Annotated in this window: 17 protein-coding genes and 1 pseudogene; 11 read left to right on the top strand and 7 right to left on the bottom strand. The window is 72.6% G+C overall.

Translation table 11 applies throughout. The annotated features are described in order from the left end of the window. Positions 1-36 precede the first annotated feature (36 nt). Positions 37-1,449 (bottom strand): Dyp-type peroxidase, encoded by a 1,413-nt coding sequence (locus tag MOV08_RS11555; protein ID WP_275307394.1) that lies wholly within the window; start codon positions 1,447-1,449, stop codon positions 37-39. 836 nt (positions 1,450-2,285) lie between these two features. On the opposite strand from MOV08_RS11555, the gene MOV08_RS11550 reads away from it, so the two are divergent. After that, positions 2,286-2,588 (top strand): MDR/zinc-dependent alcohol dehydrogenase-like family protein, encoded by a 303-nt coding sequence (locus tag MOV08_RS11550; protein WP_275307392.1) that lies wholly within the window; start codon positions 2,286-2,288, stop codon positions 2,586-2,588. 254 nt (positions 2,589-2,842) lie between these two features. Here the strand turns inward: MOV08_RS11550 and MOV08_RS11545 are convergent, their stop codons facing one another. Then, on the bottom strand, positions 2,843-3,829 hold the full coding sequence (locus MOV08_RS11545; RefSeq protein WP_275307391.1) for an alpha/beta fold hydrolase: 987 nt from the start codon (positions 3,827-3,829) through the stop codon (positions 2,843-2,845). 143 nt (positions 3,830-3,972) lie between these two features. Between MOV08_RS11545 and MOV08_RS11540 the strand changes: the two genes are divergently transcribed. From MOV08_RS11540 to MOV08_RS11525, 4 genes and pseudogenes are all read left to right on the top strand, one after another. Next, positions 3,973-4,584, top strand: a complete 612-nt coding sequence (locus MOV08_RS11540; protein WP_039631809.1) for a helix-turn-helix domain-containing protein — start codon at positions 3,973-3,975, stop codon at positions 4,582-4,584. Between the two features lie 56 nt (positions 4,585-4,640). Then, positions 4,641-4,760 (top strand): annotated as a pseudogene (locus MOV08_RS11535) (MerR family transcriptional regulator); the annotation flags it as partial. Positions 4,761-5,345: 585 nt separating this feature from the next. Beyond that, complete coding sequence (locus MOV08_RS11530; RefSeq protein ID WP_275307390.1) at positions 5,346-6,839, top strand: purine-cytosine permease family protein; 1,494 nt, start codon at positions 5,346-5,348, stop codon at positions 6,837-6,839. A gap of 165 nt (positions 6,840-7,004) precedes the next feature. Beyond that, the gene (locus tag MOV08_RS11525; RefSeq protein ID WP_039631805.1) at positions 7,005-7,538 is read left to right on the top strand and encodes a type 1 glutamine amidotransferase domain-containing protein; all 534 of its coding nucleotides are present in this window, start codon (positions 7,005-7,007) and stop codon (positions 7,536-7,538) included. 252 nt (positions 7,539-7,790) lie between these two features. On the opposite strand, the gene treZ is transcribed toward MOV08_RS11525, so the two are convergent. Then, complete coding sequence (gene treZ, locus MOV08_RS11520) at positions 7,791-9,626, bottom strand: malto-oligosyltrehalose trehalohydrolase (RefSeq protein ID WP_275307389.1); 1,836 nt, start codon at positions 9,624-9,626, stop codon at positions 7,791-7,793. A 160-nt stretch (positions 9,627-9,786) separates the two neighbouring features. Between treZ and MOV08_RS11515 the strand changes: the two genes are divergently transcribed. Continuing rightward, positions 9,787-10,341, top strand: a complete 555-nt coding sequence (locus MOV08_RS11515; protein WP_039631801.1) for a DUF1707 and FHA domain-containing protein — start codon at positions 9,787-9,789, stop codon at positions 10,339-10,341. A gap of 110 nt (positions 10,342-10,451) precedes the next feature. Here the strand turns inward: MOV08_RS11515 and lpdA are convergent, their stop codons facing one another. Then, positions 10,452-11,906, bottom strand: coding sequence for a dihydrolipoyl dehydrogenase (lpdA, locus tag MOV08_RS11510; RefSeq protein WP_275307387.1), 1,455 nt, complete (start codon positions 11,904-11,906; stop codon positions 10,452-10,454). A gap of 104 nt (positions 11,907-12,010) precedes the next feature. On the opposite strand from lpdA, the gene MOV08_RS11505 reads away from it, so the two are divergent. Continuing rightward, positions 12,011-12,892, top strand: coding sequence for a LysR family transcriptional regulator (locus MOV08_RS11505; protein WP_275307385.1), 882 nt, complete (start codon positions 12,011-12,013; stop codon positions 12,890-12,892). 57 nt (positions 12,893-12,949) lie between these two features. On the opposite strand, the gene treY is transcribed toward MOV08_RS11505, so the two are convergent. Beyond that, complete coding sequence (gene treY / locus MOV08_RS11500) at positions 12,950-15,487, bottom strand: malto-oligosyltrehalose synthase (RefSeq protein WP_275307383.1); 2,538 nt, start codon at positions 15,485-15,487, stop codon at positions 12,950-12,952. 164 nt (positions 15,488-15,651) lie between these two features. Here treY and MOV08_RS11495 point away from each other — a divergent pair, with 164 nt between their 5' ends. Further along, on the top strand, positions 15,652-16,923 hold the full coding sequence (locus tag MOV08_RS11495) for an MFS transporter (RefSeq protein WP_275307381.1): 1,272 nt from the start codon (positions 15,652-15,654) through the stop codon (positions 16,921-16,923). 20 nt (positions 16,924-16,943) lie between these two features. Here MOV08_RS11495 and glgX read toward each other — a convergent pair whose 3' ends face one another. Further along, a complete protein-coding gene (glgX, locus tag MOV08_RS11490; RefSeq protein WP_275307380.1) occupies positions 16,944-19,211 on the bottom strand; it encodes a glycogen debranching protein GlgX in 2,268 nt (755 codons plus the stop codon). 565 nt (positions 19,212-19,776) lie between these two features. Here glgX and MOV08_RS11485 point away from each other — a divergent pair. Continuing rightward, complete coding sequence (locus MOV08_RS11485; RefSeq protein WP_039631791.1) at positions 19,777-21,027, top strand: SAV2148 family HEPN domain-containing protein; 1,251 nt, start codon at positions 19,777-19,779, stop codon at positions 21,025-21,027. Between the two features lie 205 nt (positions 21,028-21,232). Next, positions 21,233-21,946, top strand: coding sequence for an exonuclease domain-containing protein (locus MOV08_RS11480; RefSeq protein ID WP_039631789.1), 714 nt, complete (start codon positions 21,233-21,235; stop codon positions 21,944-21,946). Positions 21,947-21,985: 39 nt separating this feature from the next. Here MOV08_RS11480 and MOV08_RS11475 read toward each other — a convergent pair whose 3' ends face one another. Continuing rightward, positions 21,986-22,873 carry an aminoglycoside phosphotransferase family protein gene (locus MOV08_RS11475; protein WP_275307378.1) on the bottom strand — a complete coding sequence of 296 codons (888 nt, stop codon included), beginning with the start codon at positions 22,871-22,873 and terminating at the stop codon, positions 21,986-21,988. A gap of 183 nt (positions 22,874-23,056) precedes the next feature. Here MOV08_RS11475 and MOV08_RS11470 point away from each other — a divergent pair, with 183 nt between their 5' ends. After that, a complete protein-coding gene (locus MOV08_RS11470; RefSeq protein ID WP_275307377.1) occupies positions 23,057-24,262 on the top strand; it encodes a macrolide family glycosyltransferase in 1,206 nt (401 codons plus the stop codon). Positions 24,263-24,317 lie beyond the last annotated feature (55 nt).

Below are 24,317 nucleotides of genomic sequence, written 5' to 3'. Positions count from 1 at the left end.
GTCGGGGTAGGGGGGAGGAGTGCTGTACGGCGCGCCTCAGCTCCTGGGGAGCTTCTTGCCTGCGGCGAGGTGGCGCAGCGTGGTGACCGAGGGAGTGAAGGCGTAGATGGCGCCCTTGGTGGTGACGAACTGGGCCATGTGGATATCGCCCTTCGTCACGAAGGGTTTGTGCAGTTCGATCCTGCCGCCGCCCTCGGGTCCGGTGACCTTGTCGATGCAGTTGGGTGCCCCTTGCGCCCCAGGAGTGAAGCCCGGGGCGTTGGACCAGTCCGCCTGGACGAACTCGAACTGTTCGTCGATGGAGGTGCCGTAGCAGACGAACATCAGCCCACGATCCGCTTCGGAGTCCTCCTCCAAGGCAGGGCCGTACGGGATGCCCCGGCGCATGATGCGGTTGCTGTCCGCGGTGAGCCCCGGTCTACCCATGCGGGGATTGGTCCGACGGATGTGCGCCGCGCAGGGGGTCTGGTAACCCATCTGGTCGTTCTTGTAGTCGAAGTCGTTGCCGTCGCCTTCGATACCCCTTGCAAGGGGGTCACCGTTCTGTTCTCTGCCGACCAGGCACGCTCCGAGCAGTTCGGCGGTGATGGGCCCATCGAACTTCCCGGCCTGTTCGTTCACCGCATTCCACCAGCCCACAACATCCTGGCTCAGCCGACGCACCACCTGGAGTGAGCCGTTCTTCATCCACGTTGGCCCGGTGCGGTTCTTGCTGTTCGGCTCGGTCGGGTAGCCGAAGACGAATTCGCCGGGCTCGATGAGCTTGGCACCGGCCCGGTTCTCGCGGTAACCGGGGTTTCGAGGGTCCTCGCGGTGGAAGTCCTTGACCCCGGGCTGCGAGATGCCGTCCTTGAAACCGAAATGCTCATGCCCCTTCAGAGGCGGGGGCAGGGTCTTGCCGTCATCCTGATGGACCAGCTTGACGCCGTGTGCCTGGTCCGCTACCTCGATGTTCTCCAGCTTGGCATTCAGGGCCTCCTCGCTGTCCGAGGCGACCAGGAGCACCGCGTGCACCGGTGGATTCCCCGACGAGCCGAACAGCCAATTGTCAGGGGCGCTGTTTCCGGTGTCCTTGAGCCGTTCCGCGCTCGCGGGTGCGCCCTTGAGCAACTGTGGGAAGTTCTTGAGGTCCTCTTTGAGGGTCTGCTCACCGTCCTCTGCGACCTTGAGCAGACCAGCGAAGGTGAGGGACACCCCTACCCAGGTCGCCTGCTTGTCAGGGTCGTGGCCGAATGCCCGGCGGGACAGGGAGAACTCCTCGTTGAAGTCCTCCACGTCGGCGGTGACCGACACGGTGTTGAGGATCACCGACAGCCATCCGCGGCCCTTTGCCCTGTCGTCCGGGAACTGCATATAGCGGAACGCCACGTAGTCCTTGTTGAACGCGGCCAGAACGTTGCCCTGGATCTCCCTCGACTTGCGCAGTTCCGGCGTGGGCAGCTGCTCCATCGCGGGTACGGCCATGGGGCGCGCGGGGGTTGTGGTCATGCAGAACTCCTTGGAGCCTGATGGAGTGGTCAGCGAACAACCACGGAGAGTGGATATGGCATATGTTTCTCGCATATGTCGGACCTCTCAAACGCATGGTGCGCCGACTGGCGTCACAACCCACCCGGCGTCCGTGGCGTCGGACTTCGATCCCTGGCAGGCACGTGCTGGCCTCCCTCAACGCGGCTCCTCCGACAGGTGGCGACCGCCACCCTCTCGGCTGGCCCTCCCCCCACAGCCGCTCGGCCGTCCACACGGCCACAGGGTTCCCCGCGGGGCGTCGCCCAGCAGCCACCGTGCGCAGGAGTGCCGCCCTGTTCGAAGGCAGCGCGCCGTCAACCCTTATGCGAGGGCGCGGGGTGGGGCCGCCCTGTCTGTTGCGGCAACCCCGCCCGACATCACCTCGATATGCTGCCGGCCGCTTTTCCCGCCCTCGCCCGGGTCCGTCTGTTCGACCGGCACCCCAAGCGTGCCCGAGGCGTGCCCTCACCCCTGCCGGTTACGGTTGCCGCCACCGCGGCCGAGGCCGTACAGGGAGCGGAGGTCGTGGTGACTGTGACCAACACCGTCGATACCTCGGGTCCGTCGCCCCGGCACTCGATCAACGCCCGGTCGTCGAGCCGAACTTGATGCGGGTCAAGCCCGGCTCGACGGGTGGTCTCGATCACGTGCCCTGGTTCAGCGATCGACTGTCAGCCCGGGTGGGTGCTGACTGGCGTTTCGGTGCCGCGTAGGTGTCAGCGACGCGTGCGGTGGGCTGTCACTGTTGCTCCGGGAGCTGGGGCGCAGGGTCGGTGATGGCACACGTCATCGCCACCGCGCGCGCCGCCGACGAAGACCACGTCCGCGGCTTGGGCGCCGACGAGGTCATCGACTGCCTCACCACCGACATCGTCGCCGAGGTGTCACGGCGCTACCCCGACGGCGTTGACGCCGTGGTGAACATCGCCCTGCCGGCCGACCGACTGATCGACGTCAGCCTGGTGGTACGACGCGGCGGCCGCGTGAGGAATGCGACCCATCCCGCCCCGGAACCCGGCACCTACGAACGCGCGCAGGAACACACCCGCGGCAAGCTGATCGTGGTGAGGGGCACATGAGCCTGACGTGATGGGCCAGAGGCCGGTCTCGGGAAGACCGCGGTGCTCGAACGAGCCGCGGCGGCCGCAGAGCGCACGGGACTGCGAGTGCTGCGGGGGAGGGTCCAGGAGCGGTCAGAGGCATTGCCGTTCGCCTTCATTTCAAGCTGCTTGAGGCTGGCGGAGCTCCCCCGGACACCTGGCGGGCCCACGTCGCCGAGGTGCCGCGTGGCGATGCGGGCCGGAAGCAGGAGCCTCGGCCCGTGCCTGGCGGTTCAGTCCGTGAGGGTGGTGAGCCAGCCGGTCAGCAGACGGTTGACCTCCTCGGGGCGTTCCTGCTGGATCCAGTGGCCGCAGCCGTCCAGGAGGTGCGAGGCGGTCAGGCCGGGGAGGGTGGTGGGGAAGGCAGCGATCGCGTCGGACATCCAGGTGGTGGAGGCGTCCAGGGCGCCGCCGATGAACAGGGACGGCTGCTTGATCGGGACTCCGCGGTGGGGGGCGAGGTCTTCCCAGTCGCGGTCCATGTTGCGGTAGCGGTTGAGGGCGCCGGTCAAGCCGGTGCGCTCGAACTCCCCGGCGTAGACGTCGAGGTCGTCCTCGGTCAGCCAGGCCGGGAGGGTGCCGGCGGGGAAGCGGTCGCGCAGCCGGCCGCCGCGGGCAGCGAAGTGCGGGTCGGGCTCGCCCTGGGCGGGCATGGTGTCGGCGGACAGGGCCGCGTAGAAGCCGGCGAGCCAGCCCCGGACGTCAAGCTCGATCTCTGCCTCGGCGCGGCCGGGCTCCTGGAAGTAGGAGACGTAGAACTCCTGCTCGGGGCCGCCGATCTGGCCGAACACGTCGGTGGGGCGGGGCCCGCCGGGCGGCGCGTAGGGGACGCTCAGCAGGCCGACCGCGCGGAAGACCTCGGGGTGGAGCAAGGCGGAGGCGGCGGCGATGCTGGAACCCCAGTCGTGGCCGACGACCACCGCGTTCTCCTCGCCGAGGGCGCGCACGACGGCGACGTTGTCCTCCACCAGGTCGAGCATCCGGTAGGCGTCGGTCGCCGCAGGCTTGGAGGAGCGGCCGTAACCGCGCACGTCGATCGCCACCGCCCGGTAGCCGGCTGCGGCGAGGGCCGGGAGCTGGCGGCGCCAGGAGTACCAGGACTCGGGGAAGCCGTGCACGAGCAGGACCAACGGGCCGGCGCCCTGCTCGACCAGGTGCAGGCGCCCGGCCGGGGCCTCAACGGTGCGGTGGCGGAGAACGGTGGACGGCTCGGACTGCATGGGGACTTCTCCTCGGTTCGCTGGTCGTCGCGGGTACCCATCGATCATGCGGCGCGGCGACCATCCGACGCGATGAATGTTGCCATTCTGGCAAACTTGCGGGACAGGGTGACGGAGCGCCACATTCGGGAGGTGCAGGGGCGATGGCAGGCGACGACGTGGCCGAGACACTGGCGGCGATGGGCCCCCTGCTGCGGGCCACACGCGAGCACCGCGGCGCCACGCTCACCGGCGTCAGCTGTGCGACCGGCATCTCGCCGAGCACGCTGTCGCGGATCGAGACCGGCCGGCGCAAGCCCACCCTGGAAGTGGTGTTGCAGCTGGCTAAGGAGTACGGCGTCTCCCTGGACGAGCTGGCCGGCACCGCACCCGCCCCTGCGGCCGAACGCCGCACCTCGGTGCCGCTGAGCCTCGGCGACGACAAGGCAGTCCTACCACTGACCCGCTACGTCGGCGGACTGCACGCCCACAAGCACATCCTTCCCGCCGTCGAGGAACCGCCGACGCGGCCGCGGCAGGTCTCCCACGACGGCTACGAGTGGCTGTGCGTCCTGTACGGACGGCTGTGGCTCGCGCTCGGCGACCAGGACCTCGTCCTGGTCGCCGGGGACGTCGCCGAGTTCGACACCCGTACCCCGCACGGGGTCGCGAACGTCGGCCCCGGCGGGCCGGTCGAGTACCTGATCATGTTCGGGCCGCAGGGAGAGCGCCTGCGACCGCGCACCCCGCCCGCCCCCGGCCGCGGGGCCCGATAGCGAGCAGCGAACGAGCGACCTGACATCCCGGATATGCCCGGGATATCAGGCATCCTCCCCGCAAGGAGCGATACCTCCAGCTGCTCGCAGTGGTCAACGGCTGGCCGGCCCCGGAGAGTCTGGCTCCGGTCATCGACTGGTCCGTCCAGGCCCTGCGCGTCCGGACACAGCACTGACGGGGCGGTCGCAAGGCGACATGGGCCGGACGCGGCTGGCGTCGGGTGAAAACACCGCCGCTTACGATCGGTTGGTGAATGCCGCCGTCGTGCTTCAGGTGACCGCGACGCCTGACTCTCCCGCTCTCGTTCTTCGCCCCTGGCGCATGGCGGACGTTGCCGCATTGGTTGAAGTGAGCCGGGATCCCGCAATGCGCCAGTGGGCGAACTCTGTCGTGGACAACGATGCTGACGGGGCACGGTGGGTGGAGGCCCAGCAGCGGGGCTGGGCAGCGGGAGACCAGTTCGGCTTCGCCGTCCTTGCGGCACAACCGGGGTCAGTTCGCGAGCAGTTGGTGGGCAACGTGGCGAAAGACCTGGGTCGGCTTCGCCTCGTTGTCCTTCTGACATGCGAAGACGGACGACCGTCGAGGTAGATCGAGATGGACTGATCGTCCAAGGGGCATGCCATTGAATGGACTATCGGGCGATCGAGTCCCGGCGGCCGGGCGCCTAGGTTCACACCACCGCGGAGTCCGCAGTTGCCAGGCGGCCTCCCGCGGTGTCGTCCGCGCACACCCCGTCGCCACGTCCGAGGAGTAACCCATGGATCCCACGGCACCCGTGGAAGGCACGAGCGAGGGGCGAGGCTCCCGCATGATCGAGGTCCGCTCCATCGACTACGTACCCGTCCGCGAGCGGCACGGGAAGGTGTGGCACCAGGGCCCCTTCTGGTTCACCGGCAACTTCGTGCTGACCACGATGGTCACCGGCTTCCTCGGCCCGGCCCTCGGCCTGAGCCTGCCCGCCTCCGTGGCGGCGGTCGTCCTCGGCGCCTGCTTCGGCACCTTCTTCATGGCCTTCCACGCCAACCAGGGCCCGCGGATGGGCCTGCCGCAGATGATCCAGTCGCGGGCCCAGTTCGGCATCCGCGGCGCGATCGTCCCGTTCGCCGCGGTGGTCTTCGTCTACGTCGGCTTCAACGTCTTCAACGTCGTCCTGGCCGCGCAGGGCCTGCGGACCGTCTTCCCCGGCGGCACCACGCTCTGGTACGTGCTGATCATCGGCGTCGCCATCGTGCTCGCCGTCGTCGGCCACGACCTGCTGCACCTCGTCCAGCGCTGGCTCACCTACGTGCTGATCGCGGTCTTCGGCGTGCTGACCGTCGGCGCGCTGATCCAGCTCGACCCGCACTCCGCGGCCGCCGCCGGGCACGCCGCGCACGGCTCCTGGACGTCGTTCCTGGTCGTCTTCTCCGCCGCGGCCGGCTACCAGATCAGCTACGCCGTCTACGTCTCGGACTACTCCCGCTACCTGCCCCGCGACGTCTCCGCGCGCAAGGTCATCTGGTGGACGTACGCGGGCGCGGCCGGCTCCGCTGCCTGGCTGATGTCGCTGGGCGCGCTGCTCGCCTCGGCGCTGCCGCACCCGGACGCGATCAGCGGCATCCGTCAGGTCGGCAACGCGATCATCCCCGGCTTCGGCACCTTCGCGGTGGTCGTCTCCTCCGTCGCCCTGGTCGGCATCATGGCCGTCAACGCCTACGGCGCGATGCTCACCACCACCAGTGCGATCGACGCCTTCCGCGCGGTCAAGCCGACCGTCCGGATCCGGATCGCCGGCATCGTGGCCATCGGCCTGATCGTCTTCACCGTGGCGATGCTGCTCCCGGAGAACTACCTGGAGAGCTTCAACACCTTCGTGCTGATGATGCTCTACTTCCTGATCCCGTGGACGGCGGTCAACCTGGTCGACTTCTACTGGGTCCGGCGCGGCCACTACGCGGTCACCGCGATCTTCGACCCGGCCGGCATCTACGGCCGCTGGTCCTGGCGCGGCATCGCCGCCTACGTCGCGGGCTTCGTCGCGATGATCCCGTTCTTCTCCACGTCCTTCTACTCCGGCCCGGTGACCGAGGCGCTGGGCGGCGCGGACCTGGCCTTCGTCCCCGGCCTGCTGGTCGGCGGCGGCCTGTACTACCTGCTCAGCCGCAACCTCGACCGGGCGGCGGAGGCGACGGCGGTCGCCGAGAGTGAGCGCGAGCTGGAAGGGGGCGACGGGGTGGGGACGGTCACCGCGGCCTCGCGCCCGCCCGCCTGACCCGCGGGGCGGCGCGGGCCGCCCGGGGTCGCCGCACACCAGCGGATGAGCCGCCCCGTTCCTCCCGCTATGGTCGGTCGGTAGGGACACGTCCCACCGACCGACCGGCGGTTTCCGGCCCCGTCCGGCCATCCGGCCGCCCGGATGAAGGGAAGTGAGCGCACCATGCAGGTGGCGTTTCTGGTGGCCCCCGCGGGCACCGAACAGATCGAGCTGACCGAGCCCTGGCAGGCGGTCCTCGCCGCGGGCGGCACCCCCACGCTGATCTCCACCAGGTCGGGCCGGATCCAGGCGTTCCATCACCTCGACAAGGCCGACACCTTCCCCGTCGACCTGACCGTGGACGCGGCGTCGGTCGCCGACTTCGACGCCCTGGTCCTGCCCGGCGGCGTGGCCAACCCCGACGCCCTCCGGCTCGACAAGGGCGCCATCTCCCTCATCGCGTCCTTCTTCGAGACCGGCAAACCGGTCGCGGCCATCTGCCACGCACCCTGGACCCTGATCGAGGCCGACGTGGTCCGCGGCCGCACCCTCACCTCCTGGCCCAGCCTGCGCACCGACATCCGCAACGCCGGCGGCACCTGGGTCGACAAACAGGTCGTCGTCTGCACCCAGGCCGCCAACACCCTCGTCACCAGCCGCAAACCCGCCGACCTGCCCGCCTTCTGCAAGGCCATGGTCGAGGAGTTCGCCCGCTGAACGGCTGAAGCGCACAGAACCGCTGAACGGCAGAGCGGCAGAACTGCACGACCAGAACTGCTGGGCGGCTGAACCACTCAAGCGCTGAACCGCTCGCCGGCGGCGCGCCCCGGGGCACGGCGGCCGGGGTCCGTCGCCCCTCACGCCGGTCCGTGGACGGCGGGCCGGCAGCCCGGCGCCGCCGCCCGGCCAGCCGCGGAACATCCCCACCCCGCACCGGCGTTGTGGCCCAACAGGGGGCGCGCCCACCCCCTAGGGAACATCCCCCACGCCATCCCCCACCCCATCCGCCGCCCCGTCCCCCACCCACACCACCGCCGATTCCGCCGGCAGGTGCAGTGTCCCGTCGGCCTCCGGGTACAGCGGGCGCGGCCAGCCCGCCACCGCTTCGAAGCGGGATGCCCCGGCGGGGCCCACCGGGATGGTTGACGTGCCCTCAGAGGCGAGGTTGACGGCCAGGTGTACGGGGCCGCGGCGGAGGAGGAGCCAGCGGGCGGACGCGTCGTGGGTGAGGCGGGTGCGGGACGGGTCGGGGTCGGTCAGCGCGGGTTGGGTGCGGCGGAGGGCGAGGAGGGTGCGGTACCAGGACAGCAGGGCGGCGTGCGGTGCGGCGGAGGGTTCGGCCCAGTCCAGGACGCAGCGGTCGCGGGTGGCCGGGTCCTGCGGGTCCGGCCAGTCGGCGTCGAGCCCGTCCCCGTGCGCCGCGCCGCCCTCCTGCGCGGCGAACTCGCGTCGTCGGCCGGCCCGTACGGCCTCCGCGAGCTCCGGGTCCGGGTGGTCGGTGAAGTACTGCCAGGGGGTGCGTGCGCCCCACTCCTCGCCCATGAACAGCATCGGGGTGAAGGGGGAGCAGAGGACCAGCGCGGCGGCGCAGGCGAGCAGGCCGGGGGAGAGCGCCGCGGTGAGCCGGTCGCCGTGGGCGCGGTTGCCGATCTGGTCGTGGGTCTGGGCGTAGGCGAGCAGCCGGTGCGGCGGGGTCGTGCGCAGGTCGAGCGGTGCGCCGTGGCGGCGGCCGCGGAAGCTGGAGTGGCCACCGTCGTGGAAGAAGCCGCCGGTCAGGGTCTTGGCGAGGGCGGCGAGCGGGTCGCGCGCGAAGTCGGCGTAGTAGCCGTGGGACTCGCCGGTCAGCGCGGTGTGCAGGGCGTGGTGGAAGTCGTCGTTCCACTGGGCGTGCAGGCCGAGGCCGCCGCTCGCCCGCGGTGCCGTGGTGCGCGGGTCGTTGCGGTCGGACTCGGCGATCAGGAACAGCGGGCGGCGCAGCTGGGCGGCGAGCGCGTCCACGGCGGCGGAGAGTTCGGCCAGGAAGTGCTGGGCGCGGTCGTCGTGCAGGGCGTGCACGGCGTCCAGCCGCAGTCCGTCGATGCGGTAGTCGCGCAGCCAGCCCAGCGCGCTCCCGATGAGATAGCCGCGGACCTCGTCGGAACCGGGGGCGTCGAGGTTGACCGCGGCCCCCCAGGGCGTGTGGTGGGCGTCGGTGAAGTACGGGCCGAACTCCGGGAGGTGGTTGCCCGACGGGCCGAGGTGGTTGTGGACCACGTCGAGGACGACCCCGAGGCCGTGGCCGTGCGCGGCGTCCACGAACCGCTTGAGCCCGTCGGGCCCGCCGTACGGCTCGTGCACCGCCCAGGGCGCGATCCCGTCGTACCCCCAGCCGTGGGTTCCGGGGAACGGGCAGACCGGCATCAAGGAGATGTGGGTGATGCCGAGGTCGGAGAGGTGGCCCAGGCGGGCCGCCGCGGCGTCGAAGGTGCCTTCGGGCGTGTACGTCCCGATGTGCAGCTCGTAGAGGACCGCGCCGGGCAGCGGACGGCCGGGCCAGGGGTGCCGCCAGGCGAACCCGGCGTGCTCGACGACCGCGCCGGGTCCGCCGGGGCCCTCCGGCAGCCGGGCGGCGCGCGGGTCGGGCCGCGGCGGGCCGTCGTCGAGCCGGAAGGCGTAGCGGTCGCCGTCGCGGGCCGGCGCCTCGGCGCGCCACCAGCCGGGGCGTCCGGGGGCGGGCTCCAGCGGGACCGGGGGTTCGTCGGACCGGTCGCCGGCCCACTGGAGGGCGACCCGCCCGGCACCCGGCGCCCATACCTCGAACAGCACCGTTGTCCTCCTTCGTCACTGCGGCCCCGGCCGGCCCGACACCAGGCGGCCCCGGTTACCGACGACCAAAGCACGCCGCCGCCGTGGACGGAAGGACGCGGCGCGGTGGGGCACCGACATCGCCTGGACACCGACTCGCCGCAGGCCGGACAATCACGCTATGACTTCGCTCCAGTTCCCCGCGCGGCCTTCCGACGCCGATCGGGAACGCGCCCTTGAGCTGCTGCGCGACGGTGCGGCGGAGGGACGGTTGTCCCAGGACACCTTCCTGCGCCGGCTGGAACTCGTCCTGACCGCCCAGCAGCACTCCGATCTCGCGGCCGCCACGGCCGATTTGGAGAGCCGCGGCAAGGTCCAGGGGTTGCTGCTGCGGATGGTCGGCCGGGTGTCGGCGTTCCACATCCGGGTGCGCAGGGCCTGGCGCACGGAGCGGCTGCCGAAGCTGCTGCTGCCGGAGCCCGGGCCGTTCCCGCTGCTGATCGGGCGGGCCCCGGGCGTCGGCCTGCGGCTCAACCACGAGACGGTCTCCCGCAACCACGCCGAGCTGCGCAGCGAGGGCACCGGCTGGATGCTGCGCGATCTCGGTTCCACCAACGGCACTTGCGTCAACGGCCGCCGGCTGGTGGGCGAGATACCGGTCGGTCCCGGCGACCACATCAGGTTCGGGCAGGTCGACTACGTCCTGACGGAGCGCCAGGCCCCGCCCGAGCGCTGACGAACGCGGCAGGAGCGGGGAAAGGACGGGAAAGGGGCGGGGAAGGGGCGCGGTAGTCGGGCGCCCGGGGGCGGGCGACGGAGCGGCAGAGCGGCCCGGCGCGGGTGCGGTCAGTGCTGGTGCAGCCCCCGCCCCGCCAGCGTCAGGAACGCCTCGCCGACCGCCTCCGACAGCGTCGGATGGGCGTGCACCTGCTGGGCGACGTCGGACGGTTCGGCGTCCCACGCCACGATCAGCTGGCTCTCCGCGATCATCTCCGAGACGTGCGGCCCCACCAGGTGGACGCCCAGCACCGCGCCGGTGGCCTCGCCACCCGCCCCGTCCGCCGCCGCGATCACCTTCACGATGCCGCCCTGCCCGTGGACCATGCCCTTCGCGGTGGCCGTCAGCGGCATCGTGTTGACCTTGATCTCCAGCCCCCGGGCCCGCGCCGCGGCCTCGCTCAGCCCGACCGACGCGGTCTGCGGACTGGAGTACGTCACCCGCGGCACCGTCGCGTAGTCCACCGGACGGGACGGCACCCCGGCCAGCGTCTCGGCGACCAACAGCCCCTCCGCGAACGACGCGTGCGCCAGCCCGGGCGACGGCGGCGGCAGCAGATCGCCGACCACATGGATGCCGGGCACCGCGGTCTCCAGCCGCGACCAGTCCGCCGGCGCCACGAACCCCCGCTCGTCCACGGCCAGTCCGGCCGCCGCCAGCCCGAGCCCGTCGGTCACCGGGGCCCGCCCCACCGCGACCAGCAGCCGCTCGGCCTCGACCACCACCTCCTCGCCCTTGGGTGTGACGACGGTGGCCCGTACACCGTCCGGCAGCAGCTCCGTGCCGGTCAGCGTCGAACCCGTGCGGACGGTGATCCCGCGCCGCTTCAGCCCCCGGAGGAGATGCCGGCCGACCTCCTCGTCCTCCAGCGGAAGCAGCCGGTCCGCCGCCTCGACCAGGGTGACCTCGGCGCCCATCGAGCGGTGGAACGAGGCGTACTCGACGCCGATCGCCCCGCCGCCCAGGACCAGCACCGACGCCGGCAGGCCCGGCGCGAACAGCGCGTCGTCGCTGGTCACCACCCTCCGGCCGTCCGCCGGCAGACCCGGCAGCGTCCGGGGCCGGGAGCCGGTCGCCAGCACGATCCCGCGCCGGGCGGTGAACGTGCCGCCCTCCGGCCCGTCGACGACCACCGAACGCGGCCCGGTCAGACGCGCCGAACCGTGCACCACGCGCACCCCGGCGCGCGCCAAGGTGCCGCTCACGCCCTGGTGGTTGCGGGCCACGATGTCGTCCCGGGTGGCGGTCAGCGCGTCCCAGTCCACCGCGTCCACGCTGGCCTTGACGCCCCAGCGGGCGCCCGCCTCCGCGATGCCGTCGACCAGTTCCGCGGCGTGCAGCATCGCCTTGCTGGGGATGCAGCCGCGGTGCAGGCAGGTGCCGCCGACGAGATCGCGTTCAGCGAGCACCACCCGCAGTCCGAGGGCGGCGGTCCGCAGGGCGGTGCTGTAGCCGCCGGTGCCCCCGCCGATGACGACGACATCCGGCGCGTCGGGCCGGTCCGTGAGCGAGTCCGTGTTCATGGCCCCAGCCTCCGCCCACCCGCGGTCATGAGTCCAAGGCAATGTTTCTATGGGAGCGATGCACTGTGTGCATGGGAGCGCACGGGGGAGGCGGGGAGCGGCGGATGAGTCTGCGGCAGATGGAATACCTGGTGGCGGTGGTCGAGGAGCAGTCCTTCACCCGGGCCGCGGAGGCGCTGCACGTCAGCCAGTCCGCGCTCTCGCACCAGATCAAGGCGCTGGAACGGGAGGTCGGCGGTCCGCTGCTGGAGCGGATGAACCGCGGCGTGCGGCTGACCGCGATGGGCCGGGCCTACTACCCGCACGCCGAACTCGCCGTCCGCAGTGCCCGCCAGGCCCGCCGTGCGGCGCTGGCCGCCGGCGGGGCGGAGAGCGGCGAACTCCACATCGCGACGGTGCACGCCCAGGCCATCGGGGTGCTCCCGGCGGTCTGTGCCCGCTGGACCCGGCTGCGCCCCGGGGTCCGCCTGGTGCTCCACGAGTACGCCACCACCGACGAACTGACCGACCGGATGGCGCGCGGGGTGGCCGACGTGGCGCTGGGGCCGCGCCCGGAGGACTGGCCGGGACCGGTCACCGTCGTCGGCCGGGAGCGGATGGTGGTGGTCGTCCCGCACGACGACCCGCTCGCCGCCCGGGAGTCGCTGCGCCTGACGGACCTGGCGGACCGGCCCTGGGTGCGGTGCAGCCTGGAACCGGTGCTGGCGGGCCGCCGCTGGCTGGACGTGGAGTGCGAACGGGCGGGCTTCACCCCGCGCACCGCCGTCCGCACCCAGCACACCTCGACGGCCGTCCGGATGGCCTCGGCCGGCGTCGGCGTCCTGCTCACCGCGGCCCACGAACTGACCGGCCTGGACTGCGCGCGGATACCCACCGACCCGCCGTGGCGCCGCGATATCACGGTCTTCTCGCGGGTGGAACTGACCGGCGCAGCGGCGGAGTTCACCGAGCTGCTGCGGGAGTGGGGTGCCGCCGAGGGCTCCTGACGCTGCGTCAAGTATGCCTGGTCACAGCACCCCTGCCGCCGCCTCCGCCGCTCGGCGCTACTCCCGTACGAGCAGCGCCACCGGCCACTGCGTCAAAAGCGAGTCCACCCCCACCGCGGCACCGCCCGCCAGCGTGCGGCCGGTCAGCAGCTCCCGCCAGTCGCCGCCCGCGGGCAGCCGCAGCCCGGTGTCCCACCAGCCACCGGTCTCCCGCAACCGCAGCGACAGCCGGGTCACCGCCGTCACCACCCGTCCCGCCCGGACGAACGCCACGCAGTGCTCGGCCGCCGGGCCCTCCGCGGCCAGCGGCTCGTACGACGCGGCGGCGCCGAACCACTCCGGGTGCGCCCGCCGCAGCCGCAGCGCGGTGGCCGTCAGCCGCAGCTTCTCGGCGGACAGCCCGACCGGCGCGGCACCGTCGTCCAGCGCCGTGAGCGGTCCCGGATCGCACCGCGCGGGCCGCCGGTTGTCCGGATCGACCAGCGCCGCGTACTCCCGCTCGGTGTCCTGGTAGAGGTCGGGGACGCCCGGCATGGTGAGGTGCAGCAGCGTCGCGGCCAGTACGTTCGCCCGGACGTACGGGGACAGTTCGGCCTCCAGCGCGGCCAGTTGGTCGGCGGCCGGACCGCACGGACCGCTGCGGACGAACTCCGCCACCGCCTCCTCGTACACCGCGTCCGGCTCCGTCCAGGTCGTGCGCAACCCGGCCTCCCGCACCGCCTTGAGGACCGCGGGCGTCAACTGCTCCGCCGTCGGGCCGCCGGCGGCGGACGCACCCAGCCCGAACGCGGTCTGCCAGGCCGACCAGGCCACCAGGGGATCCACCCGCACCGCACCGTCCGCGACCTCCCGCCCGTCGGCCACCACGTTCAACACGTCCCGCCAGCGGTCCGGGCACTCCGAGAGCACCGCGATCCGCGCCCGCACATCGGCACTGCGCTTGGTGTCGTGCGTGGAGAGCACCGTGCCGCTCTCCGGCCAGTCCCGCTGCAGCCGCGCGCAGTACTCGTGGAACGTCCCGGGCCCCAGCGCGGGTTCCCCGGGATCGCCCCCGACCTCGCAGGCCGACAGCAGCACCGGGTAGCGGTAGAAGGCCGTGTCCTCCACGGACTTGGCGTGCAGCGCGGACGCGGTCTGCGCGAACCGCGCGGCGAAGTCCGCGACATCGGGGTCCACGGCGTCCGTCTCCACGGCCTCGCGCTCCACGGCATCGGGACCCGGGGCGCCGGCCCCGCCCGCCTCGCTCTGCGCGCCGTCCGTGCCGTCGGCGTCGTATCCGAACCGCCCCAGCACCAGGTCGTGGACCAGATCCACCGCCCCGGCCTCCTCCGGCACCCGGAAGGTGGCCCGGGCCCGCTCCGCCGCGGCGCGCAGCATCGCCGCGTCCGCCGCGGCCCGGGCGGTGTCCGTGGCCTCCCCGGCGTAAGGCCGGTAGACCGGCAGCCGCACCAGGAGTTCCCGCACCGCCTGCCGCAGTGCCCACGGCGCATGGTCGCCCGGCCGGGGCACCCGCTCGCCGATCCGCGCCGCGGTCCGTACCAGCCGCTCCACCTCCGCCGCCAGGTCGTGCTCGACGACCTCGTAGGCGGCCCGGCGCACCGTCTCGTCCCAGTCGCCGCCCTCGTCGGCCAACGGGGTGACGAAGTCGCGGTAGTGCGAGAACAGCCGCCCGGCGCCCTGCGGGCAGACGAACAGCCCGTCGATGTGGCGGAGCGCGTCATAGCCCGTGGTGCCCGCGCAGGCCCAGCCGTCCGGCAGCCGCTCCGCGCCGGTCAGGATCTTCTCCACCACCGTCCAGCAGCCCTTGGTCCCGGCCCGCAGCCGCGCCAGATAGCCCCCGGGATCCACCAGCCCGTCCGGATGGTCGACCCGCAGCCCGTCGACGACCCCCTCCCGGATCAGCCGCAGCACCGTCCCGTGCGTCGCGTCGAACACCTCCGGATCCTCGACGCGGATCCCGATCAGCTCCGAAATGGTGAAGAAACGCCGGTAGTTGAGCTCGGTGCGGGCCAACCGCCACCAGGCGAGGCGGTACCACTGCGCCTCCAGGAGACGCGGCAGCGGCAGCAGTTCCGTACCGGGGCGCAGCGGGAGGACCTGCTCCCCGTAGTGCAGCAGCCCGCGCTCGACCCGGAACCGGGGCAGCTCGTCCCCGATCCGCCCCTCCAGGACGGGCAGCAGCAGCCGTCCCCCGTGCCCGCCGTCCCAGTCGATGTCGAACCAGTGCGCGTACCGCGACGCCGGCCCGTCGCGCAGCACCTCCCACAGTGCCCCGTTGAGCGACAGCGGAGCGGGCACCGCCATGTGGTTGGGCACGATGTCGACGACCAGCCCGAGGCCGTGCGCCCGGGCCGTCGCCGCCAGCGCCCGTAGCCCCTCCTCGCCGCCCAGCTCCGCCCGGACCGCCGCGTGGCCGGTCACGTCGTACCCGTGGGTGGACCCCGGCACCGCCTCCAGTACGGGGGAGAGGTGCAGATGGGACACCCCGAGGGCGGCGAGGTACGGTACCGCCCGTTCGGCGGCGGCGAACGGGAAGTCCGGCTGGAGCTGCAGCCGGTAGGTGGCGGTCGGCGACGGACTCGAAGGCTGCGTCATGGGAACACCCGTACCCCGCCCACGGCCCGTTCTGTCATCGGGTTGCGTCATCCCGGGCCGTCCCGCCGGTCGTGTTTTCGTCCGAATCGGAAAGCCCCTTCGCGGTATCGCTTTGTACGTACCGCCGCTACGGATCGTGCGGGTGCGGTGGATAGCTTCTTGTGATGACCGCCGCCACCGCCACCTACCGCCGGGTGCTCGCCCTCAGCGGACCGCTGCTGCCCGTCGTCTCCTTCCTCGGGCGGCTGCCGACCGCCATGTGCCAGCTCGGCAGCGTGTTGTTGGTGGCCGAGACCAGCGGTTCGCTGACCACCGCGGGCCTGGTGGGCGGCGCCCTGGCGGCGGGTCAGACGGTCGCCGGCCCGCTGATGGGACGGCTCGCGGACCGGCACGGCCAGCGCCCGGTGGTGCTCGTCGCCTGCTGGCTCAACGCGCTGGCGGTGGCGGCCCTGGTGACGGCCGCGCTGACCCGGACGGCGACGCCGCCGCTCGCCGCGATCGGCCTGCTGGCGGGGGCGAGCGTGCCCCAGATCGGCCCGCTGGCCCGCACCCGGCTGGTCGCCCTGGCGCACCGCGCGGCGGCCGACGACCGGCTGGTGAGCGCCGCGCTGTCCCTGGAGGGCACCCTGGACGAGGTGTCGTTCGTGCTCGGTCCGGCGCTGGTGGGGCTGGCCGCCACCCTGGCGCACCCGGCGGTGGCGCTGGCCCTGGCCGCGGCGCTGCTGGCGGTCTGCGGCTCGGCGTTCGCGCTGCACCCGACCGCGGTCGCCGTGCGGCCCGCCGCGAACGCCGCCGCCCGGGCCGTCCGCCCCGCCCGCACCCGGATGCCCCGCGCCGTCCACGCCATGCGCCTGTCGACGGCCCTCCAGGGCGCCATGTTCGGCGCCTGCCAGGCCGGCATCACCGCGCTCACCGAACGCCTCCACCAGCCCGCCCAGGCGGGGCTGGTGTACGCGGCGATGGGCGTGATGAGCGCCGCCGCGGGCCTCTCGCTCGCGCTGGTACCGGCCCGGATCGGCCTGCCGACCCGCTGGCGGGCGGCCGCCGCCGCGCTCATCGTGCTGTCCGTGCCGCTGCTGTTCGTCCGGTCGATGGCCGCGCTCTACCTGGTCGTCGTGGTGCTCGGGGTGGCGTTCGCGCCGCACCTGATCACTCTCTTCGGGCTCACCGAGCGGCTGGTGCCCGCCACCCGGCTGGCCGAGTCGATGGCGTTCCTCACCAGCGCGGTGGTCGGGGGCCAGGCCGTCGCGCTGGCCGTCTCCGGGCGGCTCGCCGACGCGTACGGCCCGTCCGCGGCCTTCGCGGTCGCCGTCGGCGCCGCCGTGCTGATCCTCGGCGTCGCCCTCGCCACCCGCGCCGGCTCCCGGCCCACCGCCCCCGTCCGCACCGCCCGGCCCGGACGGGGGGCCGCGGCGGACCGCACCCCGGCCCCCTGAACCTCCGGACCCCCGACGGCTCAGGCCGGCCGCTGGAGCACCAGCAGGCTCCGCCCGACCAACGTCAGCCGGTCGCCGCCCTTGACCTTGGCGCCCCGGCCGTCCGCCGCCGCTGCCGGCCGGTCGGTGTCCACCACGACCTGCCACTGCCGGCCCAGGTGTTCCGGCACCGTGAACTCCTTCTCCTGGTCATGGGCGTTGAACATCAGCAGGAACGAGTCGTCGGTGATCGGCTCGCCGCGCGGCCCCGGTTCCGAGATCGAGCTCCCGTTCAGAAAGACCGTCAGCGACTTGGCGTGGACGGACTGCCAGTCACGCGTCCCCATCTCCGCGCCGACCTCGGTGAACCAGGCGATGTCGGACAGCTCGTCGTGGGTGCCCTCCATCGGGTGCCCCTGGAAGAACCGCCGCCGCCGGAAGACCGGGTGGTCCCGCCGCAGCCACACCATCTGCCGGACGAACGCCAGCAGCGCCAGCTCCTCCTCCCGCTCGGCCGCCGCCGGCGTGTCGACCACCGCCCCGCCGTCCCCCTCGACCGCCTCGCCCCCGTCCGCCTCGCCCGCCTCGCCCGTCTCTTCCGTCCCGCCCGCGCCGTCGGGCCGGTCGGCGTCGAGCGTCCCGGCGCCGCCCGGCGCCCCCGGCTCCGGCCACCGCACCCAGGTCAGCTCGTTGTCCTGGCAGTACGCGTTGTTGTTGCCGCGCTGGCTGCGGCCGAACTCGTCGCCGTGGCTGAGCATCGGCACGCCCTGCGACAGCATCAGCGTGGCGAGGAAGTTCCGCATCTGCCGCAGCCGCAGCCGGCGCACCCCGGGGTCCTCGGTCGGCCCCTCCACCCCGCAGTTCCACGACCGGTTGAAGCGCTCGCCGTCCCGGTTGTCCTCGCCGTTGTCCTCGTTGCGCTTGTCGTTGTACGAGACCAGGTCGCGCAGGGTGAAACCGTCGTGGCAGGTGACGAAGTTGACCGAGGCGAGCGGCCGTCGCCCGTCCTCCTGGTAGAGGTCCGACGAACCGGTCAACCGGGAGCCGAAGTCCGCCAGCGTGCGCGGTTCGCCGCGCCACAGGTCCCGCACGGTGTCCCGGTACTTCCCGTTCCACTCCGTCCACAGCAGCGGGAAGTTCCCCACCTGGTAGCCGCCCTCCCCGACGTCCCACGGCTCGGCGATCAGCTTCACCTGGCTGACCACCGGGTCCTGGTGCACCAGGTCGAAGAACGACGAGAGCCGGTCCACCTCGTGGAACTGCCGGGCCAGCGTCGCCGCCAGGTCGAACCGGAACCCGTCCACGCGCATCTCCTGCACCCAGTAGCGCAGCGAGTCCATCACCAGTTGAAGCACGTGCGGACTGCGCATCAGGAGGGAGTTCCCGGTGCCCGTGGTGTCCATGTAGTACCGGCGGTCGTCCGACAGCCGGTAGTAGGAGGCGTTGTCCAGCCCCCGGAAGGACAGCGTCGGCCCCAGGTGGCTGCCCTCGGCGGTGTGGTTGTAGACGACGTCGAGGATGACCTCGATGCCCGCCCGGTGCAGCGCCCGGACCGCGGTCTTGAACTCCAGCACCTGCTGCCCGCGATCCCCCCAGGACGCGTAGGCGTTGTGCGGGGCGAAGAAGCCGATGGTGTTGTAGCCCCAGTAGTTGCTCAGCCCGGCGTCCACCAGCCGGTGGTCCTGGACGAACTGGTGCACCGGCATCAGCTCCAGGGCCGTGACCCCCAGCGCCGTCAGGTGGTCGATGATCGCCGGGTGCGCCAGCGCCGCATAGGTGCCGCGCAGTTCCTCCGGCAACTCGGGGTGGCGCATGGTCAGGCCCTTGACGTGGGCCTCGTAGAGCACCGTCTCGTGGTAGGCGGTCCGCGGCGGGCGGTCGTCGCCCCAGTCGAAGTACGGGTTGACCACCACCGACGCCATGGTGTGCGGCGCCGAGTCCAGGTCGTTGCGCACCTCCGGGCGCCCGAAGCGGTAGCCGTAGACCGCCTCGTCCCAGTCGATCACGCCGCTCATCGCCCGCGCGTACGGGTCGAGGAGCAGCTTGGCGGAATTGCAGCGGTGCCCCCGCTCGGGCTCGTAGGGGCCGTGCGCCCGGAAGCCGTAGCGCTGTCCCGGCATCACCCCCGGCAGATACGCGTGCCGTACGAAGGCGTCGGACTCGCGCAGCTCGACGGCGGTCTCCGACCCGTCGTCGTGCAGCAGACACAGTTCGATGCGCGTGGCGGCTTCGGAGAACACCGCGAAGTTGGTGCCCGCACCGTCGTAGGTGGCACCCAACGGATACATCTGTCCCGGCCAGACCTGCATGCGTAGACTCTTCCACTTTCTCTACGGGGCGGCGGCGGCTCCACGACACCCGTCCGCGGACCGAATCGGATTCCTTCCCCCATACGTCCCAAACTGCCGGATAGTGGGAGATTTTCGTGTGAACTCCGCTGAATGGTGGGTCGTCTTCTGCGATGTCGGATTGTCGTACCGTGCGCCGATCGGGGTCGGTGGCCGGCGTGAACGGTCGGTGTACGGGGCGGCGGACCGGCGGCTGTCCCTCAAGCGGACCTCTTCGACGGACTACATCAAATGCCGGCAGTTTCGCCAGCGATATTCCGGCCCATCGCGGCGCCCCGCGCCCGGTCCGGCCCCGCGGCGCGATGTCAACGGCCCGCCGTCGGAACACTCCATCGCGTGGGCCGGAATCGGTCCGCGCCCCCTGCCCCGGCTATGAAACCGCTCACTCCCCCCGCGCCTTCCGGCCACAACCGGCACTATGAATAAGGGGAGTTGGCATCCGACTCGATGCATCCTGCTGCACCGCCCCCCGCGCCGCAGTAGTCTGCCTTGATCGTTGGCACGGGGGTTCGGGAGGCGGTGGCAGGTGAGCGGCGGGCTGGAGTTGCCCCCTGGTGACGAGAGTCATGAGGGCCACGAGGGCGGCTCCGTGGACGCACCGCCCGGCACGGTGTCCCTGGCCCGCCCCCTGGAGATCGGCGCGGAATTGGACTGGGGGGCCGACGCCTGGAGCGAGGTGCGGACCCGGGCCCGACGGGCCGGCCGCGCCTATATCTGGCTGAATCTCGTCGAGCAGCGCCTGCGGGCCGTCGTCGCGGCCGTCCTGCGCCCCATCTACGAGCCGGTGCACGGCGACGAATGGGTCATCGCGGCCGCCGGGCCCGCCGGCCAGGAGTGGGTCCAGCGTGCGGTCGCGGTCCGCGAGGTCAGCCGCCGCAAGGGCTACCTCCTCGACCCCGCCGACGACAACATCGTCAGCTTCCTGACGCTCCCGCAGCTCCGCGAGCTGATGGTCCAGCACTGGCCCTGCTTCGAGCCCTACGTGGACGACCGCCGCGAGGTCGAGCTGGTCCTGGACGAGCTGGAGGTGGCCCGCAACATCGTCTCCCGCAACCGCGCGCTGTCCGAAACCGTCCTGGCGCAGGCCGAGCGGGCCTCCGCCCGTCTGCTGGACATCCTCGGTTCCGGGGCCGGCACCCGTATTTCCGGGCGGCTGCCCATCGACGCCGTCGAGGACCTCGTCGGCGACCGCTACGCCGACGTGGTCGGCGTGCACCCCGACCGGGTGCGGCTCCAGCGCCAGCTGCCCGCCGAGGACCTCTTCGGCGGCGCCCGCCGCCTCGACGCGGTGGGCATAGGACTCAACCTCCTGGTCCAGAACTACTCCGGCCGCCGGCTCGTCCGGCTCGCCGAGTCCGGCTGCCGGGTCCGGCTGCTGTTCCTCAACCCGGCCAGCAGCGCGGTCCGCCGCCGGGAGCGCGAAATCGGCCTCAAAAAGGGCGAGATGAGCCGCTCCATCGAGATGAACATCCTCCACATGCGCCGGGTCCGGGCCCGGCTCCGGGACCCCGGCGCCTTCGAGATCCAGGTCTTCGACGAGACCCCGCGCTTCACCGCCTACCTCGTCGACGGCGACGGGCCCGACGGGATAGCCGTCGTCCAGCACTACCTCCGCAAGAGCCGCGGGATGGAGTCGCCGGTCTTCGTGCTGCGCGGGGGCGGCCGCGAGGTGGTCCGCCAGGACGCCCGCGATGGCCGGGACATCGACCACGGGCTCTTCGAGATCTACCGCGAGGAGTTCGAGAGCGTCTGGGCGGACTCGCGGCCGGTCTCCTGAGCCGGTCCGGGCGGCGGCGTGCCGGGCGGCCCGGCCCGTTGTCAGTGGCGCGTGGGAGAGTGGTCGGACCACGGGGGAGGAACCACCGAAGGAGGCCGCGCATGAGTGAGCGCAGCGTGGGGATCGGCCCGGCCGAGGGCCGGGACGGCATCGAGCAGGGGTGTGCGCCGCGCCGGTGCGGGGTCGGGCGAAGCGAGGTTTCGGCATGAGCTGGCATCAGGAGCTGCTGGTCGGCTTCGACCTGGAGACCACCGGCACCGACGTCGAGCAGGACCGCGTCGTCACGGCCGCGCTGATCCGGCTGGAGGGGGACGGCCGGGTGGCCGACAAGCGGTCCTGGCTGCTGGATCCGGGCGTGCCGATCCCCGACGAGGCCGCGGAGATCCACGGCATGTCGACCGCATACGTCCAGGAGCACGGCCGAGCGCCGGCGGCTGCCATAGCGGAGATCACCGAGGCGCTGACCGAGGTCCTGCGCGCGGACATACCGCTGGTGGTGATGAACGCCCGCTACGACCTCTCGCTCCTGGACCGCGAGTGCCGCCGCCACGGCATGCCGACGCTGACCGACCGGCTGGGCGGACCGCCCGCCCCGGTCATCGACCCGCTCGTCCTCGACAAGCACGTGGACCGCTACCGCAAGGGCAAGCGTGCGCTCCAGGCGCTCTGCGGGCACTACGGCGTACCGCTCGACGGCGCGCACGAGGCGGGCGCCGACGCGGTGGCCGCGGCCGGCGTCGCCCGTCGCATCGGGGAGAAGTACCCGGCCGTCGCGCTGCCCTCGCCGCGCGCCCTGCACGCCCTCCAGGAGCAGGCCGCCGCCGAGCAGGCCGCCTCGTTCCAGGCGTATCTGCGCCGGTCCGGTGACCCGCGGGCGAGAGTCGAGCCGGCCTGGCCGCTGATCCCGTTCCAGCGCTGAGGCACGCGGCCGGTGCGGCCCGCAGGCCGGGTCACCGCCTCAGAACGGATACCACCGGACCGCCGCGTCCTTCTCGCGCAGCGAGGCGATCCGGCGCCCGAACTCCTTGAGCGCCGCCGGATTCCCGGGCGCGTGCTGGGAGACCCAGGCACAGCTCGCCGTCTCCCGGGATCCGCGCAGGACGGCGCAGCCCTCCCAGTCCCGGACGTCCCACCCGTACACCGACACGAAGGCGTCGTAGGCTTCCGTGCCCAGCCCGTAGCGGTCCCGGCTCAGCGCCATCACGACCAGGTCGTGCTCGCGCAGGTCCGAGGAGAAGGTCTCCAGGTCGACCAGCACCGGCCCGGCGGGCCCGATGTGGACGTTGCGGGGCAGCGCGTCGCCGTGGATCGGGCCGCGCGGCAGATGCGGCTCCAGCGCCGTCGCGGCCAGTGCGAAGGCGTCCCGCCGGCCGCGCAGATACTCCGCGTCGGACGGCGACACCGCGTCGCCGGCCAGCCGCAGCCACCGCTCCACGCCGTCCAGCAACTCGCGCCGGGGGAGCGCGAACGGCGGCTCGGGCAGCGCGTGGACGCGCTTGAGGAGCTCGGCGAGGTCCTGCGGCGCGGCGGGCCGGACGGCCTCCGGAAGCTGCTGCCAGTACGTCACGGGGTGCCCGTCGACGAGCCGCGCGGTCGGCTCCGCGGCCCGCACGGCCGCGACGTCCTCGGCCGCCAGCCACTGCGCCACGGCCAGCTCCCGCTCGGCGCGCGCCAGCAGTTCGGCGCTGCGGCCGACCCGGACGACCGGGCCGCGCTCGCCCAGGGCGAAGACGGCGTTCTCACCGAGTGCGAGCAGCCGGGCGTCCGCCGCCGCGCCGGGGTGCCCGGCCGCGGCCAGCACGTCCCGGGCGCGCGCCTCGGTGAAGGCGGGGCTGGGTTCGGTCATCGGGTTGCCTCCTGCGGTGCGGTCTCGCGACCAGTGTCGCAGGTGCCCGATGCCGCTCCGGGGCCCGTCCGCCCACCGTCGGAAGAGCACTGCCGGGTGGGGGAGTTGGCCGCCCGCCGCACCTTCAGTGTGGCGACTTTTCGCCGTTGAACGATACGTATCGTCTCGCATAGGGTCCTGGGCATGCCTCAGCACCCCTCGCACATCGCCATGTTCAGCATCCCGGCGCACGGCCACGTCCAACCGAACCTCGACGTCATCCGCGAACTGGTCGACCGTGGCCACCGGGTCAGCTACGCCCTCCCGGACGCCTTCGCCGATCTCGTCGCCGCCACCGGCGCCGAACACCGGCCGTGGACCTCCGTCCTGCCCATCGACGAAAATCCGCAGTCCTGGGGCCCGGACGTCCTCGACCACCTCGAACCCTTCCTCGACGACGCGATGCAGGCCCTGCCGCAGCTCGCCGCGGCCTACGAGGGCGACACCCCGGACCTCGTCCTCCATGACAGCGCCGCGTTCCCGGCGCCGCTGCTCGCCCACCGGTGGGGGGTTCCGGCCATCCAGCTCACCCCGCACATGGTCGCCTGGGACGGCTACGAAGAGGAGGTGGGCAAGGGGATTCGGGAGGAGGTGGTGGGCACCGAGCGCGGCCGCGCCTACTACGCGCGCTTCCGGGCCTGGTTGGAGGAGCACGGCGTGCCGGGCGTCATCGTGCCGGATTTCCTCTCCGCCCGCCCCGCCCGCGCCATCGTCCTGATCCCCCGCGCCATGCAGCCGAACGCCGACCGGGTCGACGCCTCCGTCTTCACCTTCGTCGGCTCCTGCCGGGGCGACCGCTCCGCGCAGGGCGACTGGCGGCGGCCCGCCGGCCTCGCGCCGGACGCCAAGGTGCTCCTGGTCTCCCTGGGCTCGGTGTTCACCGACGCGCCGGAGGTCTACCGGGCCTGCATCGAGGAGTTCGGCGGGCGACCGGACTGGCATGTGGTGCTGCAGATCGGGAAGTTCACCGACCCGGCGGTGCTCGGCGAGATCCCGGACAACATCGCGGTGCACACCTGGGTCCCGCAGCTGGCGATCCTCCGCCAGGCGGACGTGTTCGTCACCCATGCCGGGATGGGCGGCAGCCAGGAAGGTCTGGCAAGCGGGGTGCCCATGGTGTGCGTACCGCAGGCCGCCGACCAGTTCATGAACGCCGACACCCTGGAAAGGCTCGGTGTCGCACGGCAGTTGGCGAAAGGGCAGGTGACGGCGCAGGCGCTGGGTGATGCGGTGCGCTCGCTGATCGACGATCCCGATGTGGCCGCGACGCTCCGACGGATCCGCGCGGAGATGGCGGACGAGGGTGGCAGCCGGCGGGCCGCCGATCTCATCGAGGCCCAACTCCCGTAGGGGTAACCGCCGGTACGCAGATCTTGCGAGGCGCGAGCATGCCACAGGGGGACAG

This window comes from Streptomyces yunnanensis, from assembly GCF_029011865.1.
In the GTDB taxonomy this organism is placed as follows: domain Bacteria; phylum Actinomycetota; class Actinomycetes; order Streptomycetales; family Streptomycetaceae; genus Streptomyces; species Streptomyces yunnanensis.
This window is presented reverse-complemented; position numbering and strand designations above follow the sequence as displayed.